6 protein-coding genes and 1 pseudogene are annotated in these 21,793 nt (G+C 59.4%); 4 read left to right on the forward strand and 3 right to left on the reverse strand.

Annotation, left to right across the window (positions count from 1 at the left end; genetic code table 11):
* Positions 1 to 326 precede the first annotated feature (326 nt).
* Positions 327 to 3,179: a TrlF family AAA-like ATPase gene (locus tag GPL20_RS12215; protein WP_347340029.1), complete on the reverse strand. Its 2,853-nt coding sequence runs from the start codon at positions 3,177 to 3,179 to the stop codon at positions 327 to 329.
* Between the two features lie 1,247 nt (positions 3,180 to 4,426).
* Here GPL20_RS12215 and GPL20_RS12220 point away from each other — a divergent pair.
* From GPL20_RS12220 to GPL20_RS12235, 4 genes are all read left to right on the forward strand, one after another.
* A complete protein-coding gene (locus tag GPL20_RS12220) occupies positions 4,427 to 13,498 on the forward strand; it encodes a hypothetical protein (RefSeq protein ID WP_157329704.1) in 9,072 nt (3,023 codons plus the stop codon).
* Positions 13,495 to 19,341, forward strand: coding sequence for a hypothetical protein (locus GPL20_RS12225; RefSeq protein WP_157329705.1), 5,847 nt, complete (start codon positions 13,495 to 13,497; stop codon positions 19,339 to 19,341). Before GPL20_RS12220 ends, GPL20_RS12225 begins: the two co-directional genes overlap by 4 nt.
* A gap of 94 nt (positions 19,342 to 19,435) precedes the next feature.
* A complete protein-coding gene (locus GPL20_RS12230) occupies positions 19,436 to 20,215 on the forward strand; it encodes a glycoside hydrolase family protein (protein WP_157329706.1) in 780 nt (259 codons plus the stop codon).
* A gap of 169 nt (positions 20,216 to 20,384) precedes the next feature.
* Positions 20,385 to 20,810, forward strand: coding sequence for a hypothetical protein (locus tag GPL20_RS12235; protein ID WP_157329707.1), 426 nt, complete (start codon positions 20,385 to 20,387; stop codon positions 20,808 to 20,810).
* Between the two features lie 135 nt (positions 20,811 to 20,945).
* Here the strand turns inward: GPL20_RS12235 and GPL20_RS12240 are convergent.
* A pseudogene (locus tag GPL20_RS12240) lies at positions 20,946 to 21,483 on the reverse strand (integrase core domain-containing protein); the annotation flags it as partial.
* 101 nt (positions 21,484 to 21,584) lie between these two features.
* Positions 21,585 to 21,793: integrase core domain-containing protein (locus tag GPL20_RS12245; protein ID WP_157329708.1), on the reverse strand; the 209-nt coding region annotated here is incomplete at its 5' end.

Here is a 21,793-nt window from a genome sequence, read left to right on the forward strand (position 1 = left end):
ATCTAGGATGAATCTGCTTCGTCGCGCCAAAAGCTCCGACTTCGCGTGACCGCAAGGGCCCAGCACCATGAGCCGTGACGCATTCGTTTCCGATCAAATGACTGCCCCGTTCAACGGAACGCAATACCTATATCTGCATCGGGGCAAACCGATGAGGCCGAGCACGACTACTGGTTCGCAGGCAATGAGCAGTCACAACAGGCAAGCGGCGCCTGCTGATCAGGAGGGACATGGTCAGGTTGCACTTCTTTGTGGCGCCTCGCGTTCAGGGAACTTGGAGCGAACTGCCGATAACTAGGCTTGTAGCAACGGGCGAGTTCGACATTTCACGAATACAGATCAAATCGGTATTTGCGGCTCCTAAGATCAAAAGCTTCCCGTCCGCCCTCCATGATCGATGTTATAGTCGCGCTGACCGCAGGCGTCTCGATCGCCCCGTCGCAATCGAGCTGCACGCGAGGGGCGTTGTTGTTGGGCATTGACGAGGGTTCAGGAGATTTTAGTGCGACGATCTTATCGGCATCCCCGTTGACGACGATGTTGGCATTGTGCGTGGTGAATATGAGCTGACGGGTCGATTTCGAGGTTCGTAACAGCTCAACGATTCGCATGATCACGCGGTTGTCAAGGTCGTCTTCCGGCTGATCGATAATCAGAGTCCCCGCAGACTGCTTGAGCAATAGCTCCAATAGAGCTGATGCCTGCTGACCAGGCGAAGCCATTTTGAAATCTATCGCTCTACCCTCATCAACATAGGACATGTTGATGGCGTCATTCGGCACCGCGGCCACTATTCCTGCAACGACGGGATCCGCCAGACTTTGATAGATGCGTTTACGCTGACGATCCGTCAGTTGCCGCGCGCCGTTGAAAATGATTGCCTGCAGCGAGGAGAGCAATCCATCGCTTGCCTCGGGCGGTGACCCGGCCATGATTTTGGCCTCATACAGGTCCAAGAACCGCTGTCGCAGTTTCGCCCAGCCTTTACTTTCGTCTGCCTCGAGGATAGCCCTAATCCAATCCGTGCAGCTTTCCTCAACTGATTGGGTGCCTGAACCCTCAAAGAGCTTGTACAGGGCAGCGCGATATTGCGCCGGCATGCGATCCTTCTTTAGTCGGGCTTTCAACATATTGCTTGATCTTCCCGCAACCTTGTCGGCTGCTGCCTTCAAGATCGCTCGCCGCCGTTCGATTAACCCGTCTAAACTCTCGAGCGCGTCCCGGTAGTTCCTTTCGGCGTGGACATGGGTCTGGCCAGCGCTCCTCGCCTTTGCCTGCGACGCCTCCGCGGTTTGGAGTTCGGTATTTAGGCGAGCGACCTCATCGACAAAATTGCTGTGTTTGCTCTGCTCCTCGACCGCGGCGGTGTACGTCAGCATGAAAGCATCTCGCTTAGCAGCGAAGCGGCCTTTGGCATCATTTTGTTTGGTAGCAAGTAGCTCGAGAGCTGCCCGCGCTGACGAAAGCGAGGACGTCAGCATAGATTTCGCCTCAACGACGGCTTGTTGCAATTCCCTAACTTCTTCGAAGTCGGCGGCACCCTCGTATGCTGCTGCTTCGGCGGTCACAGCGATTGCCTCAAGCTCGCCGAGTTGTGCACTTGCGTGCTCTGCCTGGCTGCCCACTGTTGCTATGTACTCGCCTGCACGTCCGTACTTCGGACTTTCCTCAATCGTCCGTAAGGCCGCTGCCGACAGGCCTTCCTCCTCAAGCCGTTTAGTCAGCGCAGCAATGCGTGCCCTGAGATCCTCCACCTTCTCGGTCGTCTGTCTGAGGTCGACCCGGGACTTCCAAAGCGCCACCAGATTAATAAGGGCCGCGCCGACGCTCCGTTGCGTGTTTTCAATGTCCCGGTCGATGCTCCGCCGCTGGTCTATCTCTTCGGCCGCGGCGATATTTGTGATCTGATCCGACGCAGTAGCCGGATCATTCATCGTGCTTGAGAGACCTTTCTGCCTGAATGCTCTTGATCGGAACCTCTCACGCGCGGCGCTCGTTGTCAGTTCAAGCGTCCGCTCCCCCACAGTAACCGTTATGATCTCACTATTCGAAAGGACTCTCCGCCACGTCTCTCTGACGCCTTCGCGCTCGAGGACGACCTCGACGTAACCGTCGCCCGCCAAGGTTTCGCTGATGAGCTTGGCTTCGCGGCTTTGCTCGGGATCAAGCTTTGCATTGAAATCCTTGTCAGTACGACCCAAACCGAAGCGCAGGTATTCTAGGAAGGCGCTTTTACCGGAGCCACGCCCGCCGATGATGGCATTGAAGCCGTCGTTGAAGACGATTGTCACGGCTGCAGGACCGGTGAGACTGCTCTTCACTCGAAGTTCGACCAGGTATTCCGTGGGGCACGTCGGCGGTTCAAAAGCGATTCTGGCTTCGTCAGCAAGCAATGCTTGTCGGAGCGCTTCAATCGAGTGTTCGCCCAGTTTGATCCAGCAATCGTTAACTCCCAGGCGACTCCAGTCGGCCGTTCGGTTGTCGCCCGTCGCTAGGATGGCGCGCCGTCGCTTCCCCCAATCGTGGATTTTGCCGCGTATTTTCTCAACGGTTGTTACATCCAAGGAGCTGTAGGCGCGCTCGATATAGACGCCGTCAATCGGGAGGTTGGCGAAGCGGGGATGGTGACCCTGCTCATTAAGAGTCTTATGATCCTCTTCCATACTGAAATGAGGCAAGATCACGCTGGTATCGCGTAAATGTTGCTCGCTTTGGACTGCCTCAACAAAGCCGGACACGGTTTCTCGCGCGGGCAGAATGTCGCATGTTTTCGCATCAGAAGCTGGCGCCATGAGAATGTTGCCGGCGGCGCCGAGCGCAAGTTTCTGTGTGTCTACGGTTGCGCTTGGATCGAAGATGACGATGCATTGGGCGTTGTCGGAGCATGTGATCTCCACAGCCGGGAAGACAAGAACACTAGATTGCAGTCGTGCTGCTGCCTCCAACGCATACGCCGACAGGCAAATATCGTGATGATCAGAGATAGCCACGGCCTGCAGCCGGGCCGCTTCAGCTGCCCGTATAAATTCCTCGGCCCATGCCCGTCGTGCGAGCTCCGCCGCGTCCTCGCCACCAGGCAGATCGGGTGAACCGCTCCACGCCCGGTCGCGTGGCGTGTGGCATTGGAAATCGCACTTATGCCACGTCGTACCTAGATGTAGCCCCACGTCGTAAATCATTTCCTGCGTCTTTCTTCGCGGGCCAAACTTGCCGAGCATGTGGGTCAATGCAACATACCTAGCGAACTAATCCATTGCACCAACCTGCATCCTGCCAAGTTGGGCCGACACAATTTTCCCGCGGGAGCATTGGCTAAAACGTTAGTCCATAAAAGTAATAGGTCTGTCCGTATCGTACAAAGTGCGCTTTCAATTTCGCGGCTGAAATCGCCGCGCGTCACTCTCGTTCGAATCGTACCAATGGCATTACCTGCACGCGACGTGATTTAATGGATTGTTCTGAAAAGCTCAGCCGGCGGGCTGCGATTGACATTCAAACGAGCTCTGCGAGGTCGAACCTTATCGATAGTCACGTGGCTCTTAATTTTGATCTGAAGCACCAAAGGGCAGTCCTTTCCTGGACACCATACATTTCTGGATTGCAAACAAATCCACATAGATAAGCCCTTGTTGCTTTGGCCCCCGACTGTGTAGCAATGGGGTGTAACATTGCTGTTCAGGGTTGTTCGGCCAATGCGCCGCGACGGGTCTGGCTTTCCTTTTTCGTGCAGCGTATTCCGGCTGATTCCGGCGCGCAGCAGTCGGTGCCGAACTCGCAATGGGGCGACGGCTTCGTTTTCGTGACGCCTAGCGAGGGCGCTCAGGCCGTGCGGTTCTCCCCTCGCACCACAGAGCCTAGCGAAGCCAAGAAGCGTCAGGCGCTCGCGGCAGCGCACCTAGCGACGGTGTGGGAGGCGCTCCGCGATGGCCCCTCCGGTGCATCTCACCCACCGGCAAGCGACAGTCTTGGCAGGCGAACTCTATTGCGTTTGGGCGGACAGCGAGAGGCTCGGGGCTTCGTGTGAGTCAAATTGACCCGTCGCGCTGAACGGGAGAGCTGGAGCTTGGAGAGGGATCGACGCGTGAATTTGTGGCAGGCCATGATTGACAGAACAGAATAAGTTCAGTTGAATAATTTTCTCTTACATCTCATAGGCGCTTCAATTTGTCATAAAGAAGGACAGGGGAAGCAACCAAGCGTACCGCTGGTTTGATTAAGGCATAACAGCCAACAAGAAATTTGGATCATCAACTTCGGTTCACAGTCGCCTCTGTTGCGTTTGCAACTTCGGCTATCGACATCTCGTTTACATGCCGACCAGCACTCGTGCGAGCGAGGCGGCCATAGGTGATCCTATTGTCAGGCGCAGGATTAGTTTCCTTGGACGGGGCGGGGCAGGAGAGGCTATTAGCAAACGGGGCACGGGATGGTAGACGAACGCGATTCGGAAGAAGGCGGCACACAGCTCGGCTCCCGTTGCGATTGCGGGAGTTCATCAGAATCGGATTCGCCCGTTTCAGGCAGCCACCAGAAAGCAGGACTTGGGAAAGTCACGAGGCGTGACTTTCTCGTAGGTGGGGGTGCCACCTTCGTGGCCACGCCGCTGGCGGCGGCCGAAGTTAGAAAGCACTTTCTTGACGTCGCATATGAGGATCGCACGCGCCGCGGCCTCGTCATCGCGTGGTTCGAGTCAGGCAAGCGCTACGCCTGGACGTTGCGAGCTTCCATTTTCACAGATCCGGATCTGCCAAACGGACGGGGCCGCTTCATCCTGAGGCGGACGCACGATGGTTGGCGCGCCGACATCGCGCAATGCGCGCTGCCCGGCGACTATAAATTTGCATTGCGCATCGAAATGAAATGGGATCCGGCGTTCGATCCGGGGAAACCTACCACTGACCTGGGGCCGCAGCCGCCTTCGATGACCATAATCCTGCGTCGCGGCGCAGATATTTCCCTGCAGATCGGGAAAAACCTGATCGACTTCCTGAAAGCCGAGCCGCAGAGTGTCGATGAAATCGGGACTGATCTCAGCACGCCGCAACTTGCAGACCTGATACAGACGCTGTTCGGGGACTCCTTCGACAGCAGCAAGGCAAGCCAGAGCAGCCTCGCCTTCCACCGTGAATTCTACTGGATCCTGCGGGCCGGGAAAAAGCTGGGGCCCAACGAAGCGGAGACAGCTGCCGCCAGGCAGAGCCGCTTCCGTGCTCTGGCGGACGAGGGTGTGTCGCTTCAATTCCGTGAATGCATATTCACCGTTTTTTCCGGCAGCAAGGGAGCCGAAGCGACGAAGGCTTTCATTCTCAATCAGAACGCCAAGCACGATGAGAAGCAAGATGTCCGCGCCCTGTTTTCTGGCGACGGTGCCCCTCCAGCACCGGATAGCACCCTTTCGAGCCTGTCCGATGACGAGGCAAGCCGAGCTGCAGTCCCCCCGCCGATACCGGCGCCGGGTGCCGGCCCTCCACGCGACCTCGCCGAAGAGCAGCGCCTCGCATCACGGGTGCTGTATGCGCTCGTCCGGCACGATGCAATGCAGACCAAGGCAAATCCTCAGGATGCCTGGAGTGGGACGCTTGCACTCGGTCGCCATTCTGGCGGAGAGCGCGGCAATCTCGTAATCGGTGAGGGAAAGGAATCTTCGTTTCTTGGATGGCGCAACCAAGGCGATAAGAGGCCCGTTTTGGCATTGCGCATGCCCTGGATGCGGCTCGATTTGCGCCGCGAGCAAACCGCCGTGCCGAGCCAGTTTGACGATCTCAAGGGGCTGCTGTGGCGTGCACCTGGTGAGGACGGCAAGCTCCGGCTGATTGCATCGCTTACGCCCACGAAACGCAAAATGCGCATCGAAACGCATTTTGGCCGGTTCACCGTTGCGCCATTGCCGCCGATCGCGCCGCGATCGGGTGTGTCCGCGCGCGTGCCGTCAATCCGGGTCGGAGGCACCGGCCCGAAGAACACCCGCACCTTGAATCATTTTGCCGCGCCGCTTGCGCTGGAGGAGGCCGGGATTCCCCTCAGCAGTGCCCGCCTGTCGGAGATCGAACGGCGGCGTGCCGCCCGCCTGGATGACTCCGGGGGATCGCCTGCGGAACGTGCAGCGCGATTGTTCAGTCAGCTCACGTTTCATGAAACGGAATGCCTGTTCCACATCGATAAGCTCGCTAGGCGCTACGTATGGAAGGGCGTTCTCCCGCCGGCGACCGAGCCACCGCAGGCTGAAGCCGTCATTCATATCGGCGCAAAAAAAGCTGCGAACGAGCTGCTGTTACCGGCGCGGCTGTCGCTCAGTGCAGCATCGCTTCTGGTGCGTCGGCCTGCCGACCTGCTGGCGCTGAAATACCGCTTCCAAGATCTGCTGCTCGAATACGGCGAGGCCGGATGGTGGGTGGCCCCGGACCGGCGGATCGCCGCGTTTGTGCCGAGGGGCGAGCCGAAGCCGGTTGCGGACGTAGCTCTCGTCTGCAACGATAAGCCGCTAGCCGCTAACAGTCCCGCCCGATATGAGCTGCGCCAGGACCCGCGTCCGCTGCTGGTCGTGGAGTTTCCGCCGCAGCATATCGTCGAACAGGCATACCTGCGTCAGTTGGCAGCGGAGCCGGATCTTCCAAAGCCTCCAAGTAAAACTGAGGTCACCGCAGCCGAAGCAGAGATCCTGCGTTCGGCCGATGAAAACAAGAGAGAGGAGGTCCGTGCCGACATAGAAAAAAGGCAAACGGCAGGTTTGCCGGCCGACGACCCATTTTTCGCATTTCACAAGCCATTCAAGGAGGCAATCGACGATGCCAACAAGCCGGACAATGTCATCACCGGCTGGAAATCCAACATCCCCAAGGATCAAAGGATCTATGTTGGACCTGACTACCTTGATCTTGAAGCAGCACGGGTGGCGCGGAAAGTAGCCCGGGGATTGCAAGTTGTCGAAGACTGGAAGGATGAGAATCTCAAGACGCCCGACCAGCGTGCGCGATTATTGCGCGGCCTGCCCGAGGTTGAGCTCTCACCCACCGTCATTCAGGACCTGCGCGAGTCCACAAAAGTCCCCAAGGACCTCAGCGAAGCCTATCCTGAGCCCGTGGGCTCCGCTCCAGCCGAAAAGGACGAGGTGAAGGATTATCTTGAGAAGCGCGAACGATCGAGGGTGCAGCGCGACACGGATTACGATGCATTCAGGAAGTTCTATGCCAGTTCCCCTGCTGACCGCAAAAAGCCGATCGGTCTTACGAAAGAAGAAAAAGACGCGATTGATGCCGTTCCGAATCTTCCAGGACCATTTTACGGGAAACGCAGCACCATCGCTCGGGTCGAGGTGATCGCAAAGAGTAACGAATCCCTTGCAATCAGTACCGCGCGGGCGATTGCAGCTACCGTGAATGCGTACGATCTGGACAATGCAGTCGTTGATCCTTTCGAGATTCCGACCGAGGCGCGCGTCTCCGGTGGCTCGCGGCTCGTTTTCCGAATTCCAGCCGACGACTTCGAATCCGGACGGCCGGACGCGCGGGACGGAGCGCCTGCCGGCGCGTTTCCATTCACGATCGAGGCGTTGACGAATTGGGGAGCGTTCGACCTCGCCGTTGTTCGGCGTGCCGAGAAGGTGTTTGAGCCGCTCGCCGGGGTGCAGAACTCCAGGCCTAACGCTGAAAACGGCAAGCAGGCGGAGGCGGTTGAACAGGATATCGCCAATGGTCGGTTTCCGCCGCGCTGGGCGCGGCAGGAAACCCGCGATGAGGCGGCAAGGCTTCTGCATCAGGGAATCTCGCGCGGCGACGCCTGGGCGGTGCGTCGTGACGAACAGCGCTCGCTCACCGGCGCCAGCAGCTGTCCGCCACCACTGGCGCGGCTTGGCTCGGTGACCGCACCGCAGCGCTTGGCGGAGGTTGCCGCCAGCGTGCGGCCGCCTGGCCTCTATGAAACCTCGATCGAAATGCCGTTCCGGCTGATGCTGTCACCTGCTCAGGATGCCGCATGGCGCACCCCGCTCGGCTTGCCGCCGATCGCCAAGCTTGCCCCGGCGAAGGATGTCCGGTGGAGCCAGAGCGCACCGGTCCCCCTGTGGTTTGCCCAACTTGATGAAGCGCCGGGCTCCTCGAGCATGCGTGCGATCTGGTCGCCGGATTTTCGACCGGAAGCATTACTCGATCCGGACCTCGGTGGACCGCCGCACGGCCCGTGGGCTCCGTGGGCGATGGCGCGGGAAGTCACGGCGCGGAATCCGTACACGAAACCGGAGCCGGTGTCGGCTTTCCCGGGGCAGAAGCCCGATCCGAAAGATCCTGAGCGTTTCCGCACGGGGCTGGATGTCGCAGACCGGCACGAATTGGTCGCATTGACCTCGCTGCATGGGCTGCCGGTGCGCGGGCGGCGCAAGGAGGACGGGACCCTGGCGGACGGCAGCCAGATCAATCCCCCACCGGGCTTCAAGCTGCGCTACGCGGCAACTGAATCGCTCAAAACCGAACCGCCGGACGATTATTCCGCGATCTATCGCCCGAAACCGCTCGGTGTAGGCGAACTCACGCTGACCGCTCTTGGTGGCAGCTTCGACGCTGATACGAATTTCGTGCCCCCGGCATCCGCCAAGATCGTACCGGTCAGTGAGTGGCCGACGGCGCATGGGCCTGGAAAGCCGCTGTTCGACGCGTTCTCGGTCGAGCGTTGGCAGCAGAGCACGCGGCTCGGTCGCGACATCCGCGTCGAGGTCGTTTACAAGGGTTTTCTCTTCCCGGTCGGGCACCGCGCGTCGCTGGTGAAGCTGACTGAGCGCCGCTTCATGATGGGACCAGGTGGCCTGGCCGCCGGGCCGGTCGCCTTCCTGGTGCAGCGGTTCTTCCTGCGCATCGGTGCGCCGATTAAGACGTTCCCGGCGCTGGCCCAACCGAACGAGGGGCGGCGCTGGCCGGTCGAGCGGCTGGAAATCCTCACGCGGGTCACGCCTGATGTTCTCGATCCCGCCGATGCCGCGCCCTCCGATACATCGAAGCGGTGGGAGGAGGCAGCAAGCGGCCGCATCTTCCTGCGCCAGAGCGGAGGCGCTCCGCTACTTCCGGGCCTTGTCTTTTGGCCGCGGGTGCGCGCGCGGGAAGGCGGTGAGGTCAATTTCGAACTGCAGATCGATGCCCGGGGTGCGCGGACGCGCCTGCCGCTGATCTTCGTAGACAATACAGCGGCCAATGACGTCGGCACCATGAAGGTGCTGACGGAAGAGTACAATCTTCTTTCGCATGGGAAGGAGGCTGATCCGCGCCGCGTCCTGCCATTTGGGGGCAGCAAGCACCGCTATGCTCCCGAGAGCGAGCCGGACGGCACGAGTTTCGATACCCGGCAATGGCTGATCGCGGCCGAGGGAAGGGAAGAGAAACCACCGAGAATCACGGACGCTGAGCGGCGAGTTCAGTTCCAAAACACCTTGTTTGACTTCGGGCCGCTATTGCAAGGTGTGGACCAGCCGCCCTTCTATCCTGTCATGGCCGAGGGACTCGTGCGCATTGCGCAGGTCGATCGACTCGTCGGCCGTCCATCAGATGAAATTGCGGTGTTTTTCGATGCCGAATACCTCGCCTTCGGCTTTCCCGACGCGACGACGCTGAAGGATCCAAAGGGTGGGCCGATGGATCCCGTCGCGAAGACCGACGTATACCTCGATTTTCGCAAGCCGGTCACGCTCGATCCCAAGGACGCTGGCGATCGCACCGGCGGCGCGGTGCGCCCCAACACAGCGCTCGTCGCCATGTCGCGCTCGCGCGGGCCGGTTGGCAACAGCAACTACCACGCTGCCTTGAAGACGCTGGCGTCCGATCCGCCGCCGGCGTCCACCGGACTGGATAAGCCAAAACCTGAAACGTTTTTCGGGGACGCCACTATTCTCGGCATCCTCGACCTGAAGCAGGCGATCTCGTTCCTCGGCGGTGGCCTGTCCAGCGCACCCGAATTCCGCGAGGTGGCGCAATATACGTCGGCACTCCTCACCGATCTGACGCAGGCGGGCGATGCGGGCGCGGCCGTCGCGAAGGTGCGCGACCGGCTGTTGGTCCCGATGCGAGAAGCGCTTCTGACCCTCGCCCGACAATTCTTCGACGCGATCAAGCAGGATACCGGCGCCGTCTTCGAGGAGAATGACGCGATCACGCGTATCGAACGGCTCTATCCAGATGTAGGTCGATCGTATCGTGAGCTCAAGAACGCGCTCGACGACGCGATCTCGTCGAGCGAAACAACGCGAGACATTGAAACGCTGCTTGCGTCCTTTGCCGTCATCTATGGCGCAGGCCGGCGTTTTGTTGCCGCAATCGAGCGCGTTGCAAGCGATCCGCTCGCGCCCGTGCACGAAGCATTGCGGGAGGCGTTCAACAGATTCATCAGTGACGTTATCGCGCGGGCCGCCTCGCTGCTTGAGGGTGTCACGTCCGATCTGGAAGAGATGAAGCAGTTCGCGACCGGATTGCGCAACAAGCTCGCGGCGCTTTTCGCTGATCCCGCATTCCGGGCGTGGCGTCACCTCGTGTTTGCGCTGCCCGGCACACATGCCATCGTCGCGAGCTTCCCGGGCCAGCAGGACGCCGTCGACAAGAAGATCCAGGATCTCCTTGTTAAGGCCGCGGCAGACGCCGACTTCTTCGGTGTGTTGCTGGCTAAAGGTCCTGAGGATGCCGCCAAGGTTCTTGGCAAGGCATTCCACGATGCGCTGATCGAAGAGATCAAAAAAGCCAGCCCAATCCAGGCGGCGCTCACTGCTGCATACCAGGATTGGGAGGTGGCGGTTGGCAATGGGGCCGATCGGGAAGCCGACCGCATCAAGGGCCTGATATACGACGCCGCCACCGAGCAGTTGCGGCCACTGCTCGCAGCTGCACAAAAACTTGCCGGCCACGCCGAGCCGAGTATTCGCAATCTCATCGGCGATTTGAAGGATGCGGCGGCAGCGGCCCTCGATCTGATCCGGCCGATTGTGGACGACAGTCTGGCCGCGGTGGTCCAGCTGTGCGGAAAGCTTGCGTTGATCGTCAAATCTACGATCGACGCGGTCAAGCTGCCCTCGCCGAATGATGTCAATACCGCGCGAACCGAAATGGGCAAGGCCTTCGACGCGGCGGCTGCCGCGGTTGCAAAGGTCGGTATCGATCCCGAAGAGGTAAAGGCGATCGGCAAGGCACTCGATGACGATGTCGGCACTCTGGTTAACGTGCGCGACGCGCTGCAGCGTGCCCTTGATCAACTCCTTCAGCTACAGGCGGATGTTTGCAGCGCAAGTCCAGACCACCTGCGATTGGATGCCTTCGCTGCCTTGGGCCGAATGCGTAACACGCTTCTCGACGCCCTTCATGGTTTTGTTACGAAAGTTAGCAGCCCGCACTTCCGCGCGACCGATCTGAAGGCGCTGCTTTCGAAGATTACTGGCACCAGCGCCGACGCTGACGCCGCGCGTAGCGCCGTGATCGACGCGGCCAAGAAAGCGAGCACGGTGGTCATCACCCTCTGCAGACTGGCTCGCGACGCAACCGCTTTGCGCGAGACCACCAACGCAGACGGCGCGATGAAGAAGGTCAGAGATGACCTGGCCGGACTAGGAAACCCGAAACTCAATGGGATCATCTCAATTATCGACGGCGCAAAGAGCGATGCCATTGCGCTTAAGGCGATTCTCGATGGTGACGGCGGCGCGAACATCGGGATCATTAAGACGCTGGAAAACAAGGTCGCCCAGGCGGTAACGCCCGCCAACGCGCAAAAGTACCTGGACGAGCTGCTCGCGGAGGTTTTTAAGGTTCCTGACGTCATTGACGCGATCCAGTCGAGGATCGTCGAGGGGCTAGAGCGGGCCGTTCTGAAAGGCCTTGGCAAATTCCTAGTTGCTGGCGAGCCCTACCTCCAGCAGATGACGCTCATAGCGTTCCAGGGCCTGAGCCCGGTATTCAAGTTCTTGAGCGGTGCCCAGACAGCCCTCGTTGACGCGCGCAAAAGGATTTGGGAAGCCCTGGGGGGGAGCAACAAGGACTCGGGCGGCACAACGCCGATAGGCGATGAAATCAGCCAGCTCACGTTCGAGAAGGTCCGCGCCCTGCTACTGGTTTCCTGCAGCTCAACCCCGAGCTGGCCGCTTGGTCTCTCGTGTTCGGCGACTCCGAAGGTTCCTGACGAAGACTTCCTCACGGCCGAGAAAACCGAACTGGATGCACTGGCGGCCGTATTCGCTGCGAACGATCCGGGCCAGTTCGATGCTGCCGTCTTCAAGGCACTTTCCGACCTGTTCAAGTTATGGAGTACCAACGACGGTTCAACGCAACGACTCGTAAAGCAACTTGCAGATGCGGCTGCCGCCGTCCTGAGCGGCGATCTCAAGCGCATCGTCGATCTCGAGGGAGTTCGGCGCCGTATCGAGGAGAAGCTCAAGGAGTTGGTGCCGGCGAGGATCCTGCTCAACTACGACATGCAGGCGCAGCTCAAGGACTTCCCGTCCAGCAAGCCAATTTTCCTGCCGCGACCCGGAAGCCAGATCACGCTGTCTGCCGGCGCAGTCTACAATCTGCTTGAGCCAACCGTACCGCCGCGTTTCCGGGCGACATGCAAGATCGATCCATTCGATATCAACCTGTTCGATGTCGTGACGTTGATGTTCAGCAGCGCGCAGTTCGTCAACGAAAGCGGCAAGGGCTCCGATTTCGACATCGTCTACAAGGACTTTGAGCTCGGTCCGAACGCGGCATTCCTGAAACCGCTGCAGACCCTGATGAATCCCGGCGGCAGCGGACCGTATGTGCGGCCCAGTAGCGAAGTCCCGGGAATCGAGGCAGGCTATAGCCTCGATCTCGGCATCATTTCGATTGGCACGGTTTCGTTCATCAACGTTTCGATCAACGCAGCTTGTGTCCTACCATTCAACGGGGCGCGCGCGACCTTTGTTGCCTCGATCGGACGCGAGGACCGGCCAGTACTTTTGTCGATCGCGCCATACACCGGAGGCGGGTTCCTTGCCCTCTATGCGGATGCGCAAAGGCTAATCGGATTTGCGGCCTCGTTCGAATTTGGCGGGGGCGGCGGATTCAAATTCGGTCCATTGACCGGACAAGGCCGCCTCACGACCGGGATCTATTTGCGCAAGATGTCGAAGTCTAACGGCGATGACGACTGCGTCATCGAAGGCTTCTTCTACGCGGGCGGTGAGGCCCACATCGCCTGCTTCGCGATCAGTGCGACACTGGTGGTTCGCATATCGCATCGGCAGGGCGGCAGCATGCAGGGCTCCGCAGTCTTCACTTTCTCGTTTTCCATTGGTTTCGCCAAGCTGCGCTACCAGGTCGGCGTGCAGAAGAACATGGGGCCGGGAATGTCCGGCAGTCGCAGCGTTGCCGCTCTCGTCAGCAAGGATCTTCGGCTCATCAGTGATGAAAAAGCGCTCCCTGCTGCCGTCGTGAGCTGCGCGGCCAAAGCGCAGCAGGAGGATTGGCTGTCCTACCAATCCTATTTTTCCGACGACCTCGATGGATTCCCCGCATGACTGTAAAAATCCCCGTTAACATTGCTGCGCAAGTTGTTGCCGCTGGAATCTACGCCAAGAAAGCACGTTTCACGGTGGTGTTTGTACCCGTCTATGACAAGAATGCGCAAAAATACGACCTCGTAGACTGGCCAAGGTCCGTCGAAAAGCTATTGAGCGACGGCAAAGGTCTCGAAATTATCCCACTTGGGCAGAATGAAAGCTGGCGAACCGACGCCATATTCAACTCAAACCCAACGAAGATAAGGAAGCTCGCGAAGGACAAGCTCCGGCGTTTTAGCCCTGCCGTGGACTTGCAGAAGCTGACGGACTACTGGCGGAAAGTGATGGGCGACGACGCGGGTTTTGAAGCTCTCAAGATCGCGCTTGATCCCGCTATCAAACCAGCACAGAGGGATCCGCTCGAGGCAGCGCTTCGTGACCCCGAGAAACCCGGAGCGTTTCCGCCGAAGGTTCCCGATATTCACGGCACGTGGCGCGACAAGAGCGTGAAGGAGCTTTCGTTCGAGCGTGCCGCGCATATCGCGGCGACGCTGAGGCGAGAGACACTCGACACAAGACCCCAGGCCAAATCTGCCGACGCATTGAGTATTCAGATTAAGAATCTAAAGAGCCGCATCGGCCCATGGCCGAAGACGGTGCCCCTAACCGACGCGCGTCTGGCGGCCATGGCTGAAGACGTACAGGCTTATGGAGACTTGAAGGACAGCCGTATTCGGGCGGACGAATTTGCAGCGGCACGAAAAACGTTTCAGGACAAGAGCAAGTCTTCCAAGGAGGCGATTGAGGCCTTGGTTGGAAAGCATCCCTTGCTGCTCGCCCGGACACCCCTCGCGGCGGCCATGCATTTCGGTAATTCACTCACCTTCACCGACCCGAGCAAGAGATTGACCCTCGAGCCTGTGCTTTCCAAGGAGGCCAAAGCCGCGTACCGCCTGGCCTCGCGAACGCAGCCGTTCGATGGCGGCGACTCATTCTTTGCCGCAGACTCCGAAGCGGTCGAGTTTGCACGCCGGCGCCTGTTTGCCTTGCAAAGCAACCCTTCTCTCGGCCGATTGTTTCGTTTTGTTGTCGATTTTGACTGTGACGTCAGTGCGCTTGTAGACAAGGACGTGGCCGGCGGCGCGTTCCCATACATGGATACGGCGCTCGATCGCGATCCCGCCGACCCGTCGGAACTTCCTGCCCCGGCGCAGCAGGAGTCCCGCTTTCTGCTTCTCCGGCTTGCGGCGGCAGACGGAGGCTCGCGGGTGTGGAGTTCGGCAAAACTGCGCGCGCCCGCCGACAGCAAGGCGAAGAACACGGCCGGCCACTTCCTTCCGTGTACACGCGAAGAAATCGACGCCCGTGTCAGGGACAACGCATCTGACGGGCGTGAACTCGCCGTCTTTGAACAGATCGATGGTATGGTCGATCTAGGCCAACACTGGCATGCGGAGAAGCGGTATCAGATGATCTCGCTCGACCCCGTGCTGGCCATCGGAGGCGATGACGCCAAGGAGAAGCGCCGCGCGGAGAACAAAAAAACACTCAACGACCCCGATTCCAAGTTCATGCTACCGCAAGTCCGTGACGTGTTGGCAGACAAGCGACTTGCTACGCAACGCGGCGGCGGCCTCGGCTTGACCGATCGATGGCGTCAGATGCACGGCATTGCACGCTTTCTCGACTCGACAGCTCAGCGCGACCAGTTCGATCCGAAAGTGCAGGACGGGGCCGTCAACATAGTTCTTGACGCCTCCGACCTGACCGTCGGATACAAGCTCGATGTCGGGGTTCGCCCGAACGACAATATCAAGAAAGATCGAAACTATTGGCACACATTGATGCACCGGACGGTCCGGTACTCCCCGACCCAGAAGGTTTCGGCGCATGTGCCCGCTGCCGATTTCGACGGTGATATTACCAAGCACTATCCGGATTCGAGCGCCCGCCGTGACGCTGACGACGCGCAGTTGCAGACCCCGTCCGCCCTGCGGGACTGGCTCGGAGAGAGCGAAACGCTCACGCACACCACAGTTTTCATGGAGGAAGTCATCGGCGCCTGGCGTGGAGACCCGTTGGGCCTGGCGTGTGGCGTCCAGAGCCACAAGCTCAACCCGCAGGATCTGCGCATCGACATCAGCTACGATCTGCCGACGGATCCGGCCCTGAGGCCGCCGCCCCTTCGTTTTGGCTGGCACTATCATTTCGGATTGCGTGCCTTCTTCGCTGGGGGCGTGTCCCTTCCTCTCAACCGCGCTGTAGGCCATTACGAGAAGAGCCGCAATGGGGAGCTCGCTCTACCGAAAGCCGACAATCATGGAACGCCTCTGCTTCGTTACGAGAGACTAGAGTCTCCTGCAATTGCAATACCCGACTGGCTCTTTGGCGAGCTCAAGAGTGAGGCGACCTACACGAAGGTGACCCTGAGGGGGCGATTTGCAGCCCCACAAGCCGGTCGGATGTTGGTGCGAAGCTTCGACGATTCTGTCAATCGTAGCATCGCGGATGTACCGGATGATCCGGGCAAGCAGAGCCGTTTGCCCGGCGTAGGATTTGATCGTCGCGTGATTCTGGCGCCAGCCGTGACCCTTGATTTCGCGGCACTCCATGATGCATTTCGCGGCAAGAAGGGTAAGGACATAGAGCGAGGTCCAGACGGGAAGGGAATAAAGATGTGCGATCCCCGGGTACTGCTCGATCCGGAGAATCCCAACGACTCGGAAACGATGCCAATCGATAAGGAAGAAGAAGTCGTCGAAGAGTTCACGCCCGTACCGAAACCAATGGATCGTGCGAATACGAAGGAGGGATTGCAGCAGGTATGGGCGAAGGTGCGCGTCGCTTGGCGACCTTACACCATCGCCTCCCGCCCACGCGGAGGATTGCAGGGTGTCGATCATCGAGCAGCATGGGGAGGTTTCCCCGTGTATCGCGCACGTGCGTCACGCGGTGCTGCAGAGCCCGTCTTGGGTCAATCCGTAGCGGCCACGCCCGCGCCGATGACGGATGAGGGTGAGATCCGCCATCGAATCAAGACGGCGGGCCCCGAGATATTCAAGAATGATAACGATAAGAAGCGTTCCATTCTGTGGAGTGCGGTTGGCGTGCTGCAGAATACTGACGGACTCGTCGATCGCTCGGGAACGGCCGTATTTAGGCCGTTGCCGAGCAATCGTGATAAGGATGTGGAGCGGCAGCCGTACTACCCCGATCCGGCCGCTGTTACCCTCGTCATCCAGGTTGTGGTCCGGGGCGACGGATTTGAGACAAAGCGAGCACGCCGCGTCGATACAAAATCGATCGCACTCTACAAGGAGGAGACGTTCAAAGGCGCGGCTCCTCACGACTACCCCGATGCTGTTCCTGTCGTGCTCGACGTTGTGCGTGGCAACGGCACGGAAAACCTCGTCAAAGTCAATCCCAGGATCGACTACGGGAACATCCCGCACACACCGTCGCCGGGGCGAACGATCTCTGCCGCGCACGTGACGGTGACGCTCGCGCCGGGCGAGCAGGCCTCGATCCGCTGCTGGTGCGTCCCCACGGTCACCTTCCTCACGCACATCTGGGCCGGTACTGCGACATTGGCGGCCATGGCGGTCGTCAACGGAAGCAAACCAACAGACGACAAAAAGGTGTTGTCCGTTAAAGACGTCACGCAAGCCTTCAAAGCCGGGGTGAAGCCTCTGACCTCACTTTCAATCAGCGACAAGAGCTCCGGAGAGGCTGCCTCCACAGCGGATTTCGCAGGGTTACCATTGCCGCCAAGCGAGATAATTCGCGAGTTCGCGGCGGCCGTGCGCGAGCGAATGCTGCAAGAGCCGCTGCCAGAGATCGCGGCCGTCGTCGAGATTGAGGCGGTGCATGCGGTTGATCTGCCGCAGCAAGCGCCGCGGGCCGTTGCCGGTCAGAAATGGCAGCTGCTGCGGGCGAAAACAGAGTTGATCAACGACCTCTTGCTACCGGAACAGGCCTGCAAGGCGCTGCGCGGCAACTTGTGCATGTCGGCCAACTGGACACCGGAAAACCAGATGTCGGATGCCGTCGACGTCCTGATCGATGGATCTCTGAGGGTTCATGGCGCCAGCACTGAGGCGGTGGAGATTCGCGCACGCGGTACGGCTGCTGCGCGCGGACGCTTCGACGACGTCGAGCGCGGCCGTTCGCGCGACGACCGTGCGCGCGGCCTCTGGCCCAAGCCGGACGCCCAGGAGCCAATCAAGGCAAAACGCCTGTTCGGGTTCGATCCGGCCGAGGATGGGTCGGTCAGCTTCGAGCCTGAAACTGTGACGTTGCTGCGGCTCGAAGGATTTCTGCCCGGCACGAGCGGCGAGGTTCGCATCGATCTCCTCAATTTCCAGCGTGAGGCGAAGGCGATCGAGCCGAAGCCGAATGAACCGATCCAGGCACAGGCTTCGCCATTGCGTGCTTCCCGCCCGGCGGCGTTTCCAGATGCGCGCGCGCGCTGGATCGAGATTTTCGCTGTCGCGATCTCGCGCCATACGGCCGCGCTACGCACGCGGTATGACGAACTGCCAGAGGTACTCAGCAAACCAAGTGCACTCGGCCCTGGCGCCACCAAGGATGAGCAGGACAAGGCAGAGGATGCGATCAGCAAAGTCATCATGGACCGCCGATGGCTGCCGGCCACGGTGCGTCCGGCGCGGGTGGTCTCGCTCAGCCCGATCCCGGCTTTCGCCTGGAGCGACAATGTGCCGACGCCTCCCAGCGCTAAGATCCCATCGGTCTTTGTCAGCCGAACGGTGCGGGTGCGGATCCGCGCACAGCGGCCGTGGTTCTCGTCCGGCGAAGGCGAGCGGCTCGGCATCGTGATCTGGCCGCCGAATCTGTTCGACAAGGACGTGGGTAACGTCTCCCATGACGTGGTGAGGCCGTCGCCGGCAGATCGTAAGGAGATCAATCTGCGCGCCTTGCCATCCGACGGCAGCGTCATTCAGGAGTTGCAGGACGCCGATCTCGGAACAGGCGGAGCCTGGGTTACGCGCTGGGGGGCCGATCCCATACGGACCAACGGCGGTGTGCAAGGCTGGCTGCTCTCGAAGGACAATTTCCGCGGGGTGACCGAACAGGCGGCGTTCAGCAAGCCTCCCGGAGAGCATCCGAAGGACGCTGTGCTCGTAAAAAACGTGCTGATGCCGGTGCCCGCCGATGCCGACGCCGCGGAACTGCGGGCCGCGCAACCGCCCGGGGGCTTTATGGCGGTGTCGCTCATCACCTACGCGCCGCGCTTCGATCCGGATCAGGAAACCTGGTACGTGGACGTTGACCTGAATCCTTGCGGCGCGGCGTATCCATTCGTCCGTTTGGGGCTGGTGCGATACCAACCGAACGCACCGCGTGCACTGCAGGTGTCGGAGCCGATTGTCGAGTGGGCGCAGGTCATGCCGGAACGCAGGCTGAGCGCCATTGCCAAGTATATCGACAAAGACCGCAAGCAGGTTGAGGTTACGGCTACGCTTGAAGGAGTTGCGTCGGGACCCGATGCGAACAACGGTCATCCGGAGACGTCTACCGCGCAGGCGCCGCGGGTGTACTTCACTCTGCTGCAACGCCGTATCAAGGCAGACGATGCAGTCCCTGACTCAGAACTTGTGTTTGCGGGACCGCAGATTCCAGCACCGGGTTGCGGCTGCGCAAGCTGGACTGCCGTTTTTCGGATGAGCGACGATGAGTACCGTGGCTACGACTGGTCAGTCTTTGCAGAGGAAGTGGATCGGTTGAGGCCGGCCACTTATGCCGACGAGCCACGCTACGAAACGAGCGAGGATACGAATTTCGTCGACACTGGCCCGCGCTTCGCTGCGCGGCTATCGCTGAATAACCTGAGAGTTCAGTGAGCCATAAGGCGGCTTCCTTTGGCAGCATCAGAGGGCCAGGCGAATTCTGAATTGAGCGATCCCGGGAATAGGAAACGAAAAGGAGTACGAGGAAATGGACGTCCGCGAATCAGCTGTCACCCGCACCGCCGGATTCGAAGCATTTGTCGAGCATTTCTACCTCGATACCGTCGGAAAGGTGACAATCGGCTATGGGCGTATGGTTCCGAACGCCGATGCGGCGGTGGACCTTCCGCTCAAAAAGAATGGAAGCGACGCAGACGATGACGCCAAACGAGACGAGTGGGCGCTCATCAAGTCGAAGCCTGCTGGGAAGCCAGCATCCTACTACAGGCAATTCACGAAATTGACGCTGCAGGAATCAGACGCAAAGGCAATGCTACGCGAAAATCTCGAGGGATCTGCCGCAGACCTCAAGACGCGCTTTCCGGAGCTCGATGATTATCCAAACGATGCTCAGGACGCGCTGCTCGACATGATGTTCAATCTTGGCTTGACGAAATTCTCGAGGGCGAAATGGCCGAAACTCTTTGCTGCCGTAGAGGCAAAGGATTGGACGACAGCTGCCGCCGAAAGCAATCGGCCTGATGTGCAAGAAGAACGCAATGAAGCTATCCACGACTTGTTCGCAAGTGCTGCGGGAGCTTCGCTAAAGCTGTATCTCGCGGCGCGAATAGTAAACGAATCGTTCAAGGATCAGATTGGTGAATTGTCGAGTTTCATCTCCGGCGGGCAAGGAATCGAGAAATTCTTCCCCTACGGAATAACCAAGATCAAGTTGGATGTGAAAGCGGGCGGTGTCGAAATAGATTTCGAAATAAGCGGGCCGGAGCAAGGAAAGCCTTCGGTGCTTGCAAGGAAGGGAAAGTCGTAGGGGCACGCTTGAGCACAATGCGGGTTAGTCGAGAGCAGTGTCAACGTACCGGCAAGAGTTCAACCGGATTCATCGCACAATCCTTGTCTGGTTCTTGCCGAGCAGTGAAGAAGACGAAGTGCGAACCGGTGGGCCAACTCGGAGCTGCGGGAGAAAGCGGAAATCGACGGTGAAGCGGCGTATCCTTGCGATGGTGGTGAAACGGACAGGCGTTCCGATCGCGTGGCTGTCGCTTGGCATAGTTTCGCCTGCTCAATCTGCCGACAGGCTTGTGGAGCAATGTTCCAATTTGATCAAGGCAACAAAAGCCAATGAGCCTTGGAATCCAGACCGCGGTTGGGAGTTTAGCTGCAATTCGAGCGAGATCGAGTCCGACGAGTCTGTCGGAATTGTTCGAACCGCTACGTCCGACTGGCCTTCAAGTGAAAGTCTTGGCCCGCATCCGTGGCCGCAATTGAAAGTCGAGTGTGAGATTGGTACAGAGAATCCAATCGTCGAATTCAGGTTCTGGAAGGCTGTGGCTAGCCGAACTCCAGGCAAGAAACAGGTTATCTTAGCATGGGACGGCGAGTCGCCGGTGCTAGATACTGCGTAGAAAGGCTCTGCTACATGGGCATGGCCCAGCAAGGCACGTTCAGGAATGGCTCCGGACAAAGAACTTACATTTTTGCACGAAGGTTGTTCGCTTCGCAAAAGCTTTTCGATTTGCCTTCCTGACATCAAGGGCGAGCTAGGTGTTTAGTCCCGGCATTTGCTGGAGCGGGTTGAGTTTGAATCGTTCGGGCTGGAAAGTCCAGCATTTGCAAATGTATTCGTAGGGTGTGAGGCCCTTCAGGGTCTTCAGCCGCCGAGCATAGTTGTAGGCGTTGATCAAGTCGGCAAGGTGAGCTTCGAGCTGATCGTGTCGATCGTAGTAATAGCGTTGGACGGTCGCTTCCTTGATCGTGCGGATCATGCGTTCGACCTGGCCATTGGTCCAGGGATGCTTGATCTTAGTCAGCCGATGTTCGATCCCGTTCTCCCGGCAACGCATGTCGAACATATGCGTCGCGTATCTTGCTGTCGGGCCGTCCGCGTAGCGCGGTGGGAAGGTGAACTGGATCCCATTGTCGGTGAGAACCGTGTGGATCTTGTAGGGGACGGCCGCAATAAGAGCTTCGAGGAAGGCCGCGGCCGAGGTCCTTCCCGTCTTCCTGGCTGAACCTTCTGGTGCGATCGATTGCGACGTAGAGGTAGAGCTTGCCTTCGGCGGTCTGGAGCTCGGTGACCTTGCCCCCAAGTTTTATCCAGTCCTGAGTTCGCCCCGGCTGTTGGTGTGAAACGCTCCCCAAAACTAGGCCAGCCAGAGCTGGAATTTTCCTGGTTCGGCTCATGCCGGCGGGGGCGCCGATGAGCCACTCAACAGCGATATCGGCGCCTTGTTGCCAATCGCGCTGTGTGGGCGGACTTCGTTGTAGTCTCTACGCCAATCCTCCATTTTCTGCCGAGCGTCGTCAAGACTGAGGAACCAGTGCGTGTTCAGGCATTCGTTTCTGAACTTGCCGTTGAAGGATTCGATGAAGCTGTTGTCCGTCGGCT

The organism is Bradyrhizobium cajani (assembly GCF_009759665.1).
GTDB classification, from domain to species: domain Bacteria; phylum Pseudomonadota; class Alphaproteobacteria; order Rhizobiales; family Xanthobacteraceae; genus Bradyrhizobium; species Bradyrhizobium cajani.